This is a genomic window from Parahaliea aestuarii (assembly GCF_008064635.1).
GTDB classification, from domain to species: Bacteria; Pseudomonadota; Gammaproteobacteria; order Pseudomonadales; family Halieaceae; genus Parahaliea; species Parahaliea aestuarii.
This window is the reverse complement of sequence record NZ_VRYZ01000009.1, coordinates 46,866-62,542: the sequence shown is the minus strand read 5'-3', so window position 1 is coordinate 62,542 and position 15,677 is coordinate 46,866. Positions and strand designations below refer to the sequence as shown.

Annotated in this window: 14 protein-coding genes; 5 read left to right on the top strand and 9 right to left on the bottom strand. The window is 64.3% G+C overall.

The features are described from left to right. Nucleotides 1-35: 35 nt before the first annotated feature. The gene (locus FVW59_RS17725) at nucleotides 36-1,214 is read right to left on the bottom strand and encodes a helix-turn-helix domain-containing protein (RefSeq protein ID WP_187275960.1); all 1,179 of its coding nucleotides are present in this window, start codon (nucleotides 1,212-1,214) and stop codon (nucleotides 36-38) included. Nucleotides 1,215-1,373: 159 nt separating this feature from the next. Between FVW59_RS17725 and FVW59_RS17720 the strand changes: the two genes are divergently transcribed. Then, complete coding sequence (locus FVW59_RS17720) at nucleotides 1,374-1,595, top strand: hypothetical protein (RefSeq protein ID WP_148065718.1); 222 nt, start codon at nucleotides 1,374-1,376, stop codon at nucleotides 1,593-1,595. Here FVW59_RS17720 and FVW59_RS17715 read toward each other — a convergent pair. Further along, nucleotides 1,592-2,446, bottom strand: a complete 855-nt coding sequence (locus tag FVW59_RS17715) for a putative RNA methyltransferase (RefSeq protein WP_148065717.1) — start codon at nucleotides 2,444-2,446, stop codon at nucleotides 1,592-1,594. The genes FVW59_RS17720 and FVW59_RS17715 overlap by 4 nt on opposite strands. A gap of 98 nt (nucleotides 2,447-2,544) precedes the next feature. On the opposite strand from FVW59_RS17715, the gene FVW59_RS17710 reads away from it, so the two are divergent. Further along, the gene (locus tag FVW59_RS17710) at nucleotides 2,545-3,408 is read left to right on the top strand and encodes a PA4780 family RIO1-like protein kinase (RefSeq protein WP_148065716.1); all 864 of its coding nucleotides are present in this window, start codon (nucleotides 2,545-2,547) and stop codon (nucleotides 3,406-3,408) included. Here FVW59_RS17710 and FVW59_RS17705 read toward each other — a convergent pair. From FVW59_RS17705 to FVW59_RS17695, 3 genes are all read right to left on the bottom strand, one after another. After that, the gene (locus FVW59_RS17705; protein ID WP_148065715.1) at nucleotides 3,405-6,041 is read right to left on the bottom strand and encodes a serine/threonine-protein kinase; all 2,637 of its coding nucleotides are present in this window, start codon (nucleotides 6,039-6,041) and stop codon (nucleotides 3,405-3,407) included. The two genes, FVW59_RS17710 and FVW59_RS17705, sit on opposite strands and share 4 nt — an antisense overlap. 73 nt (nucleotides 6,042-6,114) lie before the next feature. Beyond that, a complete protein-coding gene (locus FVW59_RS17700) occupies nucleotides 6,115-6,681 on the bottom strand; it encodes an ECF-type sigma factor (protein WP_148065714.1) in 567 nt (188 codons plus the stop codon). Between the two features lie 54 nt (nucleotides 6,682-6,735). Then, on the bottom strand, nucleotides 6,736-7,515 hold the full coding sequence (locus FVW59_RS17695; protein WP_148065713.1) for an SDR family NAD(P)-dependent oxidoreductase: 780 nt from the start codon (nucleotides 7,513-7,515) through the stop codon (nucleotides 6,736-6,738). A 248-nt stretch (nucleotides 7,516-7,763) separates the two neighbouring features. On the opposite strand from FVW59_RS17695, the gene mltG reads away from it, so the two are divergent. After that, nucleotides 7,764-8,762 (top strand): endolytic transglycosylase MltG, encoded by a 999-nt coding sequence (mltG, locus tag FVW59_RS17690; RefSeq protein ID WP_187275959.1) that lies wholly within the window; start codon nucleotides 7,764-7,766, stop codon nucleotides 8,760-8,762. Here the strand turns inward: mltG and FVW59_RS17685 are convergent. The 3 genes from FVW59_RS17685 to FVW59_RS17675 form a co-directional block, all read right to left on the bottom strand. Next, entirely contained in the window at nucleotides 8,722-10,689 is a 1,968-nt protein-coding gene (locus FVW59_RS17685) for a transglycosylase domain-containing protein (protein WP_148065711.1), read from the bottom strand. The genes mltG and FVW59_RS17685 overlap by 41 nt on opposite strands. A gap of 141 nt (nucleotides 10,690-10,830) precedes the next feature. Then, nucleotides 10,831-11,373 (bottom strand): midcut-by-XrtH protein, encoded by a 543-nt coding sequence (locus FVW59_RS17680; RefSeq protein WP_148065710.1) that lies wholly within the window; start codon nucleotides 11,371-11,373, stop codon nucleotides 10,831-10,833. Between the two features lie 120 nt (nucleotides 11,374-11,493). Further along, the gene (locus tag FVW59_RS17675; protein ID WP_148065709.1) at nucleotides 11,494-12,393 is read right to left on the bottom strand and encodes a TIGR01777 family oxidoreductase; all 900 of its coding nucleotides are present in this window, start codon (nucleotides 12,391-12,393) and stop codon (nucleotides 11,494-11,496) included. A gap of 127 nt (nucleotides 12,394-12,520) precedes the next feature. On the opposite strand from FVW59_RS17675, the gene FVW59_RS17670 reads away from it, so the two are divergent. Both FVW59_RS17670 and FVW59_RS17665 read left to right on the top strand, forming a co-directional pair. Beyond that, complete coding sequence (locus FVW59_RS17670) at nucleotides 12,521-13,375, top strand: NAD-dependent protein deacetylase (RefSeq protein WP_148065708.1); 855 nt, start codon at nucleotides 12,521-12,523, stop codon at nucleotides 13,373-13,375. A 19-nt stretch (nucleotides 13,376-13,394) separates the two neighbouring features. Then, nucleotides 13,395-14,546 (top strand): hypothetical protein, encoded by a 1,152-nt coding sequence (locus FVW59_RS17665; RefSeq protein ID WP_148065707.1) that lies wholly within the window; start codon nucleotides 13,395-13,397, stop codon nucleotides 14,544-14,546. Between the two features lie 23 nt (nucleotides 14,547-14,569). Here FVW59_RS17665 and FVW59_RS17660 read toward each other — a convergent pair whose 3' ends face one another. Continuing rightward, nucleotides 14,570-15,580 (bottom strand): hypothetical protein, encoded by a 1,011-nt coding sequence (locus tag FVW59_RS17660; protein ID WP_148065706.1) that lies wholly within the window; start codon nucleotides 15,578-15,580, stop codon nucleotides 14,570-14,572. Nucleotides 15,581-15,677: the final 97 nt, after the last annotated feature.

Genomic DNA, 15,677 nt, shown 5'->3' with positions numbered 1-15,677 from the left:
CCGCGAGCGATGAAGAGGGCCGGGAGGTGCAGAACTCAGGCCTGAACCTGCTGGCGATACTGCCTGGGAGTGAGTTGAAAGCGCTTTTTGAAGTGCGAGAAGTAGGTGGAATTGGAATTGAAACCGGCTTGCAGGCCGATGTCGGTCACCGACAGGTGCCGCTGGGCCGGGTCTTTTAGCAGGCGGGCGGCTTCATCGACCCGATACTGGTTGATGAAATCGTAAAAGGACTGCTGGGCAAAGCCATTCATCACCTCCGATAGATGGTGGCTGGGTATGTTCATCATGTGGGCCAGGTCAGCTATCTTGAGGCCCAGATCCAGGTGGGGCTGCTGCTGTTCCATGGTGCGCTGCAACTGCTGCCAGATGGCTTTGGCTTTCTCGGGGGACAAGCTGCTGGTCTGGTACTTCTTCTCCGCTTTCCCGGCATTCTGGTTCTTCGGCATATTGCCGATGGGCTTCCCAATGTCGACGACAGGTTCGCTGAGTTGAATATTGCGCTGCTTCAGTCCAAACCAGCCCATCAAGAGTGTCAGGAGCAGGGGCGAGAGCGACACCAGTGCACCCGGGGTCCATCCGTCGGGGACCAGAAGTGTGCGAATTTCCAGCCCTATTGCCAGTAAAATGGCGAGCAATCGAATAAAAATCAGGGTTTTCAACCAGTTAAGGTTGACCTCTTCAATCGCCGAATAGCTTTCCTTGATGCGTTGCAGGTAGGGCCTCAGTATCCACAATGAGGCGATGGAGTAGGCAGTCATTGATAGATAGACCGATAGTCGGTGGATAAAGCGACTGCGATAGACGAGGTCGCAGCTATCCGGGTTCAAGCAGGCCAGATTGAGAGGGCTGTCGGGGGACAAGGGCAGTTGCAAGGTCCACAACAAGGCCATCAGCGGTGCCGGCAGGAAATGCCAAAGATACTGCTTGCGCCAGCCAAGCCCGGGGTCTGTCAGCAGGCGAGTGTATAGATAGAACAGGGGCCCCATAAGGAGCTGAAGAGAAAAGACGACGTGGAAACCGGCCGCACTCTCCGCCTGTTCGATGTAGTAGACGTAGGCCCCTGCCAGGATGACATAGTTGGTCAGATGCAGGCTCAAAACACGATTGGCCCTGCGATTGCCCCAGGGTATCAACCATAATTGCAATGCCAGCAGTGACCCCGCGGTGATGCCACAGAGAACGATCAGGCTGAGAATATGCAGGGTGAGTTCCATGGGCGATGGCATAGCTCGTTGTGGGGGGCATTCTACCGGCCTGGATATTGATCGCAATCGCCTCCGCCGGAGCCGGGCCTTGCCCACCACTTTCCCCTACAATTCACAGTCTCACCCGTAGCCAGAGCACCCCGCTCTGCCCCCTCATGCGAGTACCACATGAACAGAATAGAGAAACTGAAAAACGACGTGTACAGCTTTGAAGAGCTGGATACCCTGGAAAAGAACGCCATCAAACTGCGTGACAGCGAAACCCTGGAACTCATCGCCATTAGCCGCGCTTCAAAGACGGCCAAGGGCGAAAAACCCAAAAGCACCGTCGACGCAGAAGGCAGGCCGCTGACCAAACGGGCTCGCCGGGATGCAAAGGCCGGGCGTTAGTCGGAAGCCGATGCCCGGGAAATATAAGTCACCACCCGCACATCCACGCTCACGGTAAGGCCCTCCAGTTTGAGCAGGGCTTCGCGCGCCGCGACACTGGCCCGGTGGTAGTGCGGGGTCATGGCCAGCAGGTCCGCCAGGTTGTCGCTGCCCTCCAGTTGCAGGGGGTATTGGACCCGCACCTCGCCCAGGCGTGAATACTCCGGTGGCAGCACTTCATCGCGGGCAGCGGCGGTCTTCTCTTCAGCGTAGATCAGGTCGCGCAGTTCCTTCAGGTGCCCGGCGCCAGCATCCACCTTTATCAGCAGGCCGCCGGGCTTCAGCACGCGGAAAAATTCCGGGTATACCGGAAAACCAAACAGGCACAGAATGCGATCGAGGCTGGCGGGCTCTGCCGGTATGCGGGCATTGCTGGCCACTACCCAGGTGGGGCGGGCATCCTGCCGGGCGGCAGCCTGCACCGCCCACTTGGATATATCCAGGCCGAGCAGGTGCAGCGTTACGCCGCTATCAGCGGCGGCCAGTTGGCGCAGGTAGTAACCTTCGCCGCAACCGGCGTCCAGGCAACTCAGCTCTGCCTTACCTTCAGCGTCGGACAGCGCGGCGCTCGCTACCGCCTCGGCTATAGGCCGGTAATAGCCGGCCCCCAGGAAGCGCCGCCTGGCGGCCACCATGGCCTTGCTGTCGCCCGGCTCGCGGCTGCGTTTGTGCTGCACCGGCAGCAGGTGGGTGTAGCCCTTGCTGGCAATATCGTAGCTGTGGCCGCTGTCGCAAACCCGGCGGGACGCCTCGCCGCGCAGTGGCTGCGCATCCAGCGGGCAGGCCAGACGCTGAAATGGAACGACTTTCAAGGTAATCTACTCTTCACCCGGACTGTAACTGTTTGGCCCACTAGTTTAACCGCAACAGACCGGGCCCCCTACCGCCGCCAACTGGACAAGCCCATTACGTGAAAACCCCCAAACGCCTTCAGCCACTGGTCGACGACGGCCTGATCGACGAAGTTGTCTACCCGCTGATGAGCGGCAAGGAAGCGGACGTCTTTGTGGTGCGCTGTGGCAGCGAGCTGCGCTGCGCCAAAATCTACAAGGAAGCCGTCAAGCGCAGCTTCAAGAAGGCCGCCCAGTACACCGAGGGGCGCAAGACCCGCAACAGCCGTCGCGCCCGCGCCATGGAAAAGGGGTCGAAGTTCGGACGCCAGCAGCAGGAGGAGACCTGGCAGAATGCCGAGGTCGACGCCCTGTACCGCCTGCATCGGGCCGGGGTGAGAGTGCCGCAACCCTATGGCTGCCTGGAAGGTGTGCTGCTAATGGAGCTGATTACCGACGAGGATGGCGGCGCGGCGCTGCGACTCAACGATGTCGACATGTCTGCGGAACAGGCCAGGGAGGACCACGCCCTGATGATGCAGTATGTGGTGCGCATGCTGTGCGCCGGGCTGGTACACGGTGACCTGTCGGAATTCAATGTGCTGGTGGACGAAGACGGCCCGGTGATCATCGACCTGCCCCAGGCCGTGGACGCCGCCGCCAACAACAACGCCCGCGCGATGCTGGAACGGGACGTGGCCAACATGCGCGAGTACTACGGCCAGTTCGCCCCGGAACTTCTCGACACCCACTGCGCGCAGGAAATCTGGGCGCTCTATGAAGACGGTGACTTGCACCCGGACTACGCCCCAACTGGCGAATTCGAGCTGGACACCCACAGCGCCGACACCGATGCGGTGCTGGAAGAAATCCGCGCGGTGCTGGCAGAGGAAGAGGCGCGGCGCGAGCGCCTGAAAGCTGATGAGGCGGACGATCCGCTCTAGCGCGCACCGCTCAAGTCCAGCTCCGCCAGCAATTGCCGGATCTGCGTTCGCGCCTCCTGCTGGTATTGCGGATGGGATTCGGTCAGCGCCAGGGCGCGCTCCAGATACCGTTTTGCCGGGACTTCGCCCTGCCGTTCGAGTTCGACGCGCGCCAGGCCCAGCAACGTGCTTTGCAGGTCCGGGTGATCAGGCCCCAGTACGGCCTCCCTGCCGGCGAGAACGCGTTCCAGCAGGGCTTCGGCCGCAACCAGCTCGCCGCTGTCCAGCAGCAGGTCAGCCTTTTCCTGCGCGGCGATCAGTGTTGCCGGGTGCCGAAAGCCCTGCTGCGCCACCTCCTCCGTCAACGCGTGTTCGATCAGCGGCCGGGCCGCGTCAAAACGCCCCATGAGCCGATAGACACGCGCCAGTTTCATCTCGGTCTGGAGGGTTTCGATATGGCGATTACCGAGGGCCTCGCGCCGCCGCTGCAGCACCGCAAGGAACAGGGACTCCGCCTTCGGGTAATCGCCCAGCCCCCGGTGCGCGTCTGCAAGGCTGTGCAGCGAGCGCAGTGTCTGCGGGTGTTCCGGCCCCAGCACCTGTTCCGCCAGGGTCAGGTGCCGCGCCAAGGCTGCGGCGGCCTCCCGGTGCTGGCCGATGGTTTCCAGCACCAGGCCGAGGCCGGACAGGCAGCGCAGCGCGCTGCTGTTCGTCTCCCCGTGGGTTTCGCGCGCCAACGCTTCGCAGCGGCGGTACAGGTTCAGCGCCTGGTCATAGTTGCCGAGCCAGTGCTCCATGACAGCGTTGCTGTACATCGTGCCAAGTGTCCGCGGGTGCGACGCGCCCAGTGCCCGCCGGCGCTGTTGGTAGATAGCGGCGAACTGGTCCCGCGCCAGCTCCAGCTTTCCGAGCATGTGGTTGGCGCTGGCCACGGCACCCAGCGCTTCGAAGGTTCGAAGGTCTCCGGGGCCATACAGTTGCCTGCTGAGCACCAGCGCCTCTTCGGCAAGCACCAGTCGCGCCTCCGGCTCGAACGACAGTTTGTAGGTCATGGACAGAGCGAGCATGGTCTTCAGCATTTCCGCGTCGTCGCCGACCTGCCCGGCCCGGTGCAGTGATAGCGCCCCGGTCAGGTGCTCCCGCGCCGGCTCGATCAGCCCGAGTTCATTGTAGGTCGCGCCGATAATCCGGCGGACCACGGCCCTCGTCGCGGCTTCTGCCGCGTCCCGGCCGGCCTCGCTGGCCGCCAGCCTGCTGCCGGCCTGGTCCAGCATCTCGCGAACCGTGATTTCCCTGCCGCCGCTGTTGTCCGGGTACAGTCCGGTGAACATGTCTTCCACCAGGCCCAGTACCGCAGTAGTGCGGGCGAGCTGGTCGCGCGCCACATCGCGCTCGACCGCCAGCAGCTCTGCCTGTCGCCACAGTGCCACGCCGAGGCCGGTCACGGTGACGGTAAAAGCCAGTATCAACGCGCTTGCCAGGCGGTTGCGCTGGACAAAGCGCTGCACAAGGTAGGGCAGTGACCGCGGTCGCGCACTCACCGGCCGTCGCGCCAGGTAGTTTTCCAGGTCCCTGCTGAAGGCGGAGACGCTCTGGTAGCGCTGGGCCGGGTCGCGCTGCAAGGCCTTGAGCACAATGTTGTCCAGGTCGCGACTGAAACGCAGGGCAGTGCGGGGTGGCATCGCGCTGGCGGCGGCCGGGTCCGCGGCCTCCAGCCGGCGCTTTCTCATGGAGGGCGGGTCGCTTTCGATGACCTGGCGGGCGTAGGCATAGGAGCCGCTGTCCTCGCCGTCGAAGGGGCGCCGCCCGGTCATCAACTGGTAGAGGATAACGCCGAGGGAGTAGAGGTCCGACAGGGTGCTGACAGCCGCGCCGCCCAGTTGTTCCGGGCTCGCGTACAGCGGGGTAAGCACCCGCTCATCCTGCACGGTATCGGGATTCTCGCTGTTCTCGCTGCGCCGGATCAGCTTGGCGACGCCAAAGTCCATAAGCCGGGGTTCGCCGGCGCCGTCAATGGTGATATTTGATGGTTTCAGGTCGCGGTGAATCACCAGATTCTGGTGCGCGTGCTCCACGGCCCGGCACACCTTGATGAAAAGCCGCAGTATCCCCTCCGTGGACAGCGCGCGGGTTTCGCAGTAGTGGTCGATACGCTCGCCATCGACATATTCCATCACCAGAAAGGGCGAACCGTCGTCGAGGCTGCCGCCGTCGAGCAGGTGGGTGATATTCGGATGATGGAGGTTTGCCAGGATCTGGCGCTCATCCTGGAAACGTCGCTGAACGTCGGCGCTGTCGCCAGCCATGCGATTGATGACTTTGATGGCGACCTGTTGCCGGTACTCGTCGTCCGCCCTGGAGGCCAGGTACACGGTACCCATGCCGCCCTGGCCGATCTTGCGCAGAATACGGTAGGAGCCGGCGCGGTCCCCGCGCTGCAGCGCGGTCCACTCCAGCCAGTCACGCGCGCTGGCACTGACCAGGCCGGTGAATTCAGTGCTGGCGCTGTCGTTCCCGAGCATCTCCCGCAGCGAAGCCAGCAACTCGGGCCGGTCGCGGCATTCGCGCTGCAGGTAGCTGTCGCGCTCGGCGGGGGCCAGTTCCAGGGCCCCGTTGAACAAGCGCTCCAGTTCGCTCCAGTTACCGTCGGTCACGGGCAGTGCACACGGCAGCCGCGAGTGGACGGGGAGCCCGCACGCGGGTAGCGGCCCGGGACACCGGTCGCTCTCAGGCGCTGCTTAACTGGGTTTTGAGCCATGCTCTTGCAAACCGCAGGTCGCGATCCAGTGTGCTGCTCGACAATCCTGTTACCTCTTCCATCTCGCGGAAGGACAGGCCGCCGAACAGTTGCAAATCCAGCAGTTCGGCCTTGCGTTTGTCCTGTTCTGCCAGTTTCTCCAGCGCCCTGTCCAGACTCAACAGATCCTCGAGATTGGCGCCGTCCTGCGCAGGCTCAATCTCCATCGGCACCTGGTACGCCTTGCCACCGCGTTTTACTGCGTTGCGGGCCTTGGCGTGATCGACCAGGATGCGGCGCATCATGCGCGAGCAGAGTGCATAGAAATGGCTGCGATCCTGCCAGTCCACGCTGCTTGGCACCAGGCGACCGAACAGCTCGTGCACCAGGGCCGTGGGTTGCAGGGTGTGGCCGGCATTTTCGGCGCTGAAGGCAATTCGCGCACGCTTGCGCAGTTCGTCGTAGACCAGCGGTGTCAGCTGGTCCAGCGCCCTGGCATCGCCTGCCCGCCACTGACGAAGCAATACGGTAACGGGTTCATCGTCAGTCAAAGCCATCGCACTCCCTGCTGTTAATGGTACTCGCCGCTAGCGAAACGCCGACAGAAGCGCTCAGTTCCGTCGATCACTCATGGTAAAAAAGCGCCGGGTAAACACCGACTGCAGCAGCGGGTCCACCCAGCGATACAGGCGCCCGGAGACATACACACGCTTGCCCTTCTCCACCGCGGCCAGGCCCTCCCTGACCACGGTTTCCGCCTGGTACCACATCCAGGCGGGCATGCTGTTCTTCATCTCGGTGAGGTTGGCGCGCTGGTGGAATTCGGTGTGGGTAAAGCCGGGGCACAGGGCGCAGACCTTCACTCCGGCATCGCCCACGGTCAGCGCCAGCTCCTCCGACAGGGCGATCACCCAGGCCTTGCTCGGGCCGTAGTTGCAATCGCCGCCGCGGGCAATGCGGCCGGCCACCGAGGCGACGTTGATCACGCGGCCCCAGCCGCGCTCGACCATGGGCGGCACGAAGAGGTGGCACAGGTGGGCGATCGACAGCATCATCAGCTGGTAGAACTGCTGCTGCGCTGCCCAGTCCCTGTCCTTGAGCAGGCCGGGGCCGGCAATGCCCGCATTGTTGACGAGGTAATCCACCGCCACGCTCCGTGACTTGAGCTGGTCAAACAACTCGCCCGGTGCCTCTGGCCTGCTGAGGTCAGCGGGCAGGACGATGGACTCGATGCCCTCGGCGGCCAGTTCCGCCGCAAGCCCGTCGAGATCGGCCTGGCTGCGGGAAACCAGCACCAGGCGATAGCCTTCGCGGCCCAGTTGCCACGCGAACTCCCGGCCCAGCCCCGCTGATGCGCCGGTAATAAGCGCGGTTCTACCCTGTATGCTCATTGTGAATTCCCCTTCTGTCGCACCGCCCGGCAAAGGCGCAGCATAACAGCTCCGCGGCCAGCGCCAATGGCCCCCCCAGCCTGAGCAGCATCGCCGGACAGTTCCTCCGGCAACCCATGCATGCATCACGTTTTTACCCGGCCGCCCTTTGGCGCTATGCTCTACCGCTTTGCCGACAGTCCGCCCGGAATCCATCAGTGCCCGACCTGCTCACAGGCCCTGCCTCCAGTACGCCCCGGCAGGGGAACTTGTTAAAGACCCTGCTGCTCCTGTTTGTCGTGCCTGTCTGCCTGTTTGTGCTCTGGTTTGGCTGGAACCTGGGGGCCTACAACAGCGCCGATCACGCGGTGCAGCCGGTCACGGTCTACCCGGGTGCCAGCGACAAGGCAATCGCCCTGCTGCTGTACCGCCGCGGACTACTGAATTCCAGCGTGGCCTACGGGTTGTACCTGCGCCTGACGGGCTCGCGCGGCCAAATGCAGGCGGGAACCTACGAAATCACCCCGGCGATGACGGTGGCGGAAATCAGCGGCAAATTCAGGCGCGGTGACGTTGTCACATCCGTGCTGACGATACTGCCGTCCCAGCGCCTCAGCCAGATTCGCGAGCGCTTCCTGGCGGCGGGGTTTTCCCCTGGCCAGGTGGCGGCGGCGCTGGACCCGGCCAGCCACGCCGGCCACCCCGCCCTGCAGTTCAAGCCCGCAGGGGCCAACCTGGAAGGCTACCTGCAACCGGAGAGTTTCCAGTACACCAGCGCCACACCGCTGGACCGTATCGTTAAGGCCTCGCTGGACCTGACGGCGGACATTTTCAGCACCGGGCTCAGGCAGGCCATCGAGGCGCAGGGACTGACGCTGCACCAGGCGGTGATACTCGCTTCCATCGTCGAACAGGAAGTGCACAAGCCGGAGGACAGGCGCCAGGTGGCGCAGGTGTTCCTGACCCGACTGAAGGCCGGGATGCCGCTGGGTTCCGATGTCACGGCGTACTACGGTGCATCGCTGCAGGGGCTGGAAGAGGCGGTCTCGGTGGACACGCCCTACAACACGCGGATGCACAGGGGACTGCCGCCCGGCCCGATCAGCACTATCAGCCAGGGTTCACTGCAGGCAGTGGCCTATCCTGCAACAACAGATTATCTCTACTTCGTGACCGGGGACGACGGCACCACGCATTTCTCACGCAGCGCCGCGGAACACGAACGCCTCAGGGAGCAGTACTGCCAGGTGCTTTGCCAGCTTCGCTGAGGCCGGCTGCGGTGGTAACCGCGGCACAGTTGGACGCGGGCCCGGTCCCTGTTACAAAGTACTGCTCCGTCACCTGCTGGCAAACCGCGCAGTCCGCCAGCAGTGGCACAGCGCAAACCCGCCGGCTGACAATATTGCCGGGCACCGGAAAGCGGTGCGGCTGGGTCAGCATCAATACGTCGCGCATCACCTGGTTCCACAGGGTCGACGCGCCGTGTGAGCCGGAGTGGATGAAGCGCATTGAGCGGCCGTCGTTATTGCCGATCCACGCCGCCACCAGCCAGTCGCTGGTGTAGCCGACCGCCCAGTTGTCCCGCTGGTAATCGGTGGTGCCGGATTTTACCGCCACCTGGTGGCCCCTGATGTAAAGGTCCGAGGAGCGCCCAAAGGTCGGCGCCCTGGCCGCGTTGTCGGACAGGATGTCGTTGATCAGGAACGCGGTTTCGGGGCGAAACACGGCCTCTCCAGGACAGTCCTCGCGCGCGCTGGCGCAGCGGTTTTCATACAGCACCTGGCCGTGCAGGTCGGTGACCTCCAGCAGCGGGTCCGGCGCCACCGGAACACCGAGGTTGGCAAAGGTGCTGTACATCTGCGCAAGCTCCAGCATGCTCACCTCGGCGCTACCCAGGGTCAAAGCGTAGCGATAGGGAGTCTGGTTCTCCCAGTCGATACCGACTTCCCTGGCTTTTTCGACATAGTCGAGCACGCCGATTGACGCCAGTTCCTTCACCGCGGGGACGTTGTAGGATGAGGCCAGTGCCTCCTTCAGGGTTACCGGCCCGCGGAATACCTTGTCGTCGTTCCTCGGCTGGTAGCTCTCCTCATCAGGTATCTCATAGGCCACGGGCGTGTCATCCAGCAGTGACATTGGTGTTCGCCCGCGCTCCAGGGCCATGGCATAGGTCAGGGGTTTCACGGTCGAACCGGGCTGGCGGTACTGCTGCACCACATTCACCTGCCCGTCGTTGGCGGCGTCGAAATAGTCGACGCTGCCGACCATGGCCAGAATCTGCCCGCTGCCGGGTTCGGTAACCAGCACCGCACCGTTGCCTACCCGGAAGCGAAACATACTATCCACAAAGTCGCTCACCCGCTTCTGCGTGCGCTCCTGCAGCGACAGATCCAGCGTAGAGCGAATCTGCAGGCCGCCACTGTAAAGCCGCTCTGCACCGAACTGTTCCAGTAGCAGCGGGCGCAGGTACATCACGAAATGCGGCGCGCGCATCCTCACGCTGCCGGAAACCAGCTGGGGCGCTTCGCCGCTGAAAGCGTCGAACTGCCCACGTGACAGGAAGCCGGCATCGCGCATGGCGCGCAGTACCTGCCGCTGCCGCCGCAGCGCCAGCTTCGGGCGCGGGCCGAAGGGATTGTAGTAACCCGGCGCTTTCAGCAGGCCCGCCAACAGGGCGCCCTCCGCTACCGTCAGCTCCGCGGCGGGCTTGTCGAAATAGTGCCAGGACGCCGCCTCAATACCGAGGACAGCCCCCCCGTAGGACACCGTATTCAGGTACATTTCAAGAATCTGCTTCTTGCTGTACAGCAGCTCCACCCACAGCGCCAGCACCAGCTCTTTCAGCTTCCTGACGATACTTCTCTCGTTCGACAGCAGGCGGTTCTTGACCAGCTGCTGGGTGATGGTGGAGCCGCCCTCGAGGCTCGCCTCGTTGGAAAAATTGTTCAGCAGGGCGCGCAGAATGCCGGATAGCGAAAAGCCCGGGTGGTGGAAGAAGGCCTGGTCTTCAATGGCGAGGGTGGCGTCAATGGCGGCCTGCGACACCTGCGCCAGCGGGACGGGTATGCGGTGCTGGTCCTGGTAGAAGTAATACAGCGGCGCGCCGGAGCGGTCATAGAGCGCACTGGACGTGCTGGGTGGTTCGCGGGTCAGTTGCCCCGGCGAGGGCAGGGCCCACAGCAGGTAGAGGCACACCGCCAGCAGCAGAGCAGCCCCCGCGGCGGGAATCCGGGAGGCGCTTTTCAGTAGGGTGTTGATAACGCGGGAGCTCCGGCGGGCGGGCTGTTCAGTAGGTCATTGCCCTGAAACCTGCCAGCCACGCGGTTCGCAGGGTGTTTAGCCGGAGCGACAATCCGTGTAGCAGAGGCCGTTTTCATCGGTCGAGATGACGTCGTCAACCTCGCAACGGGACACACCGTCGATCAGCCCCTTATCCGGGTTGGGGCAGCTACCCAGGGTGATCGATTCAATACGCTGGTCAACGCCGGTTTTGTTCTCGAATACGTTCAACACATTGTTGTTAAGCGGAACAGAACCACCACCGGCGGCATCAAAGGAGCCAAAGTTGGTGCCGCCACCGCCGCCGGCGTAGGCATCGGACACCATCTTGACGCTGACGGTGCCAGAGGCAACGGCACAGACGGCGAGTACACCGACGATCTTCCCGAGCGCGCCCCTGCGATCAAAGCCCATGCGCTTGGCGGCCACCAGCAGCAATACGATCATCAGCAGCAGTGCTGCCGTGGTCATGGTAGGTACTGCGACCGCGGGGCTCGCCGGGCTTGCTGCCACCGGCGCGTACACAATCTGTGACCAGGCGAAACCGGGTGCCAGCAGGCCGGCCAGTAAAACCAGCCGGATTCGATTAAGGTTATTCATGTGATGCCCCTGGATAAAGGCATCCAATATACGTGCCGGGCCTTCGCAGCGTCAACGATTCCGGGCCGCCTGGGCTTTTTACCGAGGGTGCGCGAGCAGCAATACAGCCGCCACGGCGTCTCATTGCTTGCTATAAATGGCCTCCAGAGCCGTGTCCAGATCGCTGAAACGGAACTCGAAGCCCGCTTCCCGCAGGGCCACGGGCACCACCCGCTGGCCGGACAGCAGCAACTCCCCGGCCATTTCGCCGAGCCCGAGCCGGAGAGCAAGCCCCGGTAGCGGCACCGGCGGCAGGGTCGTAAACTGCTTGCGCAGGGCCGTGCAGAGTTCGCGGTTGGTGACCGGCGTCGGCGCGGTGAGGTTGAAGGGGCCGCTCAGGCAGGGCTGGTCGAGCAGGAACAGGATGGCGGCCACCACATCCGCGCGGTGCACCCAGCTCAGCCACTGCTGGCCCGATCCCATCCAGTTGGCAATGCCGAAACGAAAGGGGCGCGCCATATCGTCGAGGGCGCCACCGCCGGCATCCAGCACCACGCCAAGGCGCAGGTAGCAGGTGCGCACACCCAGGTCTTCGGCCCGGGCCGCGGTCTGCTCCCACTGGCGGCAAAGGTCGCTGGCGAATCCGGGGCGGGGCGGCGCATCTTCCGCCAGTAGCTGATCGCCCTGGTGGCCGTAATAACCCACCGCGCTGGCCGACAGCAGGGTGGCGGGCGGCGCCTGCCGCTCGCGGAAGAACTCGACCAGCCCGGCCGTGGTCTCCAGCCGGCTCGCCAGCAGCTCGCGCTTGTAGCGCTGCGTCCAGCGCGCCCCGGCCATGGAGGCGCCGGCGAGGTTGATCACCGCATCCACCGGCGCCTCGCGCAAGGGCGCGAGCGACTGGACATAGTGAACCCCCTCGCTGTTCTCGTGCCTGCCGGGCTTCTGCCGCGTGAGCACCGTGACCCGGTGCCCCGCCTCGCACAGGGCCGGGACCAGGGCGCTGCCGACAAATCCGGTGCCGCCGCTGACCAGAACGTCCATACCTCACCTCGGGTTCCGCCATCTACCGGAACTGTAGCCCAATGGCCGGCCGGGGCAAACGCCGCGCCAGAAACGCATTTACCGCACTGGCACATCCCCTGCGCCCATTCCTGCGTAAACTGTGTGTATGAACCCGTCACACATCACACAGCTATTGCGCTTTATCGAGCGCCACCCGCGCCTGGTGGTGCTGACCGGGGCCGGCATCAGCGCCGCGTCCGGCATTCCCACCTACCGCGATCACCTGGGTAACTGGCTGCACAGCGCGCCCATTACCCACCAGGCCTTCGTGGGGGATGAACAGGCCAGGCGCCGCTACTGGACCCGCTCCCTGGCGGGCTGGCCACCGGTGCGCGATGCCCGCCCCAACCGGGCCCACCTGGCGCTGGCCAGCCTGGAGCGGGCCGGTGTGGTGTCGCTGTTGATCACCCAGAATGTCGACCGCCTGCACCAGCGCGCCGGCAGTGTCCAGGTGGTCGACCTGCACGGCCGCATCGACCAGGTCCGCTGCCTGGCCTGTGGCGATACCCGGCCACGGGAGCTGCTGCAGCGCCAGTTCGCACTGGCGGGACATCACCCGCCCCGGGTAGTCATGGCGACCCGCCCGGACGGCGACGCCGACACGGCTGATAGCGACGGTAAAGAAGCCGTGGAACCACCCCGCTGCGGTCACTGCGGCGGCATCATCATGCCCGACGTGGTGTTTTTCGGTGGCTCGGTGCCCGCGCCCACCGTCGACCGGTGCCGCGCAGCGCTCACCGATGCCGACGCGCTGCTGGTGGTGGGCAGTTCCCTGCAGGTCTACTCCGGTTTCCGCTTCTGTCGCTACGCCAGGGCCGCCGGCAAGGGCCTGGCGCTGCTGAACCCCGGCCAGACCCGCGCCGACGCCCTGGCCGACCTCAGGTTACACGCCGATTGCGCGCCGGTGCTTGGCGCCGTTGCCGAGGCCCTGGCGCCCGGTGTCCAGGCTTACGTCCCCTGATTTGGGTTATCCTGCCCGCATGCAACACTTGACCTATCCACGGCACTTCATTTTCTGGCTGGTCCTGCTGGCCGGCGCGCCAATACTGGCGTGGACGCACTGGCTGGACGCGTACTCCATCACCCAGATCAAGGACTCGCTGGCCAGCGCGGGTATTTTCTACGCCACCGCCCGGGGCATTAACGGCATCGTATCGGTGATCCAGGCGACCGAGCTCAACCTGCCTTTCCTGACCCTCGGTGTCGGCGAAATCCTGGACCCCATCAACGACCTGATTGAGCGCTTCTCCGGCATTATCCTGTTTGCCATCGGTTCGCTGGCGTTACAGCAGATCCTGCAACTCATCGTGGTTCACAACGGCTTCAATGCCCTGCTCACCGCTATCAGCCTGCTGACGCTCGCCACCCTGCTGACGCGCAGGACGGCGTATTTCCAGGTGCTGCTGCGGCTCTTCATCCTCACGGTGTTCATCCGCTTTGCCTTCGCCCTGGTCATCATCGCCAACCACTGGGTGGACGCCACCTTCCTGAAAGCACAGGACGAAGCGCGCCACCAGGCAATGCAGTCCTTTGAAAGCGAGCTGAAGGACATCCAGCAGCTGAGCCAGAAGTCGGCCGACTTCAGCCGGGAGATTTCGGCTTTGGGGCAGCAGTCCGCCGGGCTGGAAGAGGATATCGCGGCGCTGGAGCGGCGCCTGGCGGCAACCGCTGGCGATATCGGCCGCGCCGAGACCAGGCTGGACGCCCGCATGGCCGGGGAAAGCCTGGTGTGTCGTGGTTCGCTGGGGTTGAGCGGCTGCTCCGATGCAGTGAAGGCCATCAGGGCGGAGCTTGCCGCCCTCAGGGACTCTGCCGACCGCTTGCAGGCCGGCCTTGCGACAAAAAGGGAACAGCGTGACATCGCGGGACGCCAGGCAGAGTGCCTGCAAAAGCGCGAGCGCGGCGAGCGCTGCAGCCTGCTCGACCTGGTACCGGAGATGCCCGATGTCGAGCAGCTGCGAAACCAGCTGGAGGCACTGGAAAGCAAGGTGACGGACTTCGCCGGCAATATCATCCTGCTGCTGACCTCCGTGATCCTGAAGTCGGTGCTGATTCCCCTGCTGTTCCTGTACACCCTGGTGCAGGTTGCCCGGCGCCTGTGGCGCAAAGCCATCGACACACCGCTCTCCTGACCCCCGCCCGGGGGCGGCCGCGGTCAGAGCAGCTCGAACGACCAGGTCATGGCTACCCTGGCTTCCCCGCTCAGCGTGGAGCCGTCCGTGGCGGCGCCATCGCCAGACGCGTCACCGGTGATCGGCAGGGTGGTGCTGGCACTGCCCGAGGCCGCAGCCTGCTGCAACTGTCCCGCTACCCACTCCCAGACCGGGGCCGTGGTGGTCACTTCGGTGTCTTCGTTCACCGTTTCGCCGTGCAACCTGTCCCAGTAGTAGTAGCGCCCGCGCGGGGTCGGGAAGCCGATACCGCCGGTGTAGATGCGTTGTGTCTTCAGATCGTAGACCAGGCCACTGGCGAGGCACTGCATGGACACGTTGAGGCCCGAGCCGCGATAATCCGCCGTATCGGCCTGCCTGAAGGGCACCATGCCGGACACGTCCGCGGTGGCGCCCTCCGAGGTATTGTTGATGACGATATGGATTTCGCCGGGGCAGCCCTCGTAGCCGTAAAAATCCAGGTAGCGCGCCTCTGCCGGCGCTTCATCCAGGTCCGTTGCGGGTGCCGGCGCATCGGCGGCCGGCGGGTAAGCCAGCATGGCGGCCTGCTGCCCGAAGGTCTGGGCCGCGTTCATCATGCACCCGACATCCCCCTGGCAGGCCGCCTGGGCGCGCTGCATGTCCTCTGCCAGTTTCTGCTGTTGCGCCAGGTATTCCTCCATGGTCGTGGCAGCCGCAGGCACCTCCTTCCCGGCGCGGGCCCGGGCTTCGCGCAGGCTTTGTTGCACTTGCGCTGCGGTGGCGATCTGCTGCTGCAGGAAATTGGGGTCCCTGGCGTTCACCTCCGACGCTTCGCCAGACGATCGCACCTGCGTCAGGAGGTGGTAGGTTTCCGAGATACGGGAATCCGCATATTCCTCGCCGCGCTGCCAGCGCTTGAAGCCCTCCACTGAAACCTCAACCCGCAGCCGGGCCAGTTGCTCGTCGGCCGCGGCCGGCCAGATGGCCAGCAGCAGGGCCGCAGAGGCCGCATACACCACTCCTTTCCGATTCATTTGCACCCTCGCATGGACAGCGTTCCGTGAACACAGACTGCCAAGATTACGCCTGCAGCGATTCTTCCGGATACAGCGCAACGCTAGGCCCGTCCGG

Bases quoted from the DNA above. Each gene is read 5' to 3' on its own strand.
- FVW59_RS17670 (WP_148065708.1), top strand. From the start codon at position 12,521: ATGAACCCGTCACACATCACACAGCTATTGCGCTTTATCGAGCGCCAC.
- FVW59_RS17720 (WP_148065718.1), top strand. From the start codon at position 1,374: ATGAACAGAATAGAGAAACTGAAAAACGACGTGTACAGCTTTGAAGAG.
- FVW59_RS17695 (WP_148065713.1), bottom strand. From the start codon at position 7,515: ATGAGCATACAGGGTAGAACCGCGCTTATTACCGGCGCATCAGCGGGG.
- FVW59_RS17725 (WP_187275960.1), bottom strand. From the start codon at position 1,214: ATGGAACTCACCCTGCATATTCTCAGCCTGATCGTTCTCTGTGGCATC.
- FVW59_RS17700 (WP_148065714.1), bottom strand. From the start codon at position 6,681: ATGGCTTTGACTGACGATGAACCCGTTACCGTATTGCTTCGTCAGTGG.
- FVW59_RS17665 (WP_148065707.1), top strand. From the start codon at position 13,395: ATGCAACACTTGACCTATCCACGGCACTTCATTTTCTGGCTGGTCCTG.
- FVW59_RS17675 (WP_148065709.1), bottom strand. From the start codon at position 12,393: ATGGACGTTCTGGTCAGCGGCGGCACCGGATTTGTCGGCAGCGCCCTG.
- FVW59_RS17660 (WP_148065706.1), bottom strand. From the start codon at position 15,580: ATGAATCGGAAAGGAGTGGTGTATGCGGCCTCTGCGGCCCTGCTGCTG.
- FVW59_RS17680 (WP_148065710.1), bottom strand. From the start codon at position 11,373: ATGAATAACCTTAATCGAATCCGGCTGGTTTTACTGGCCGGCCTGCTG.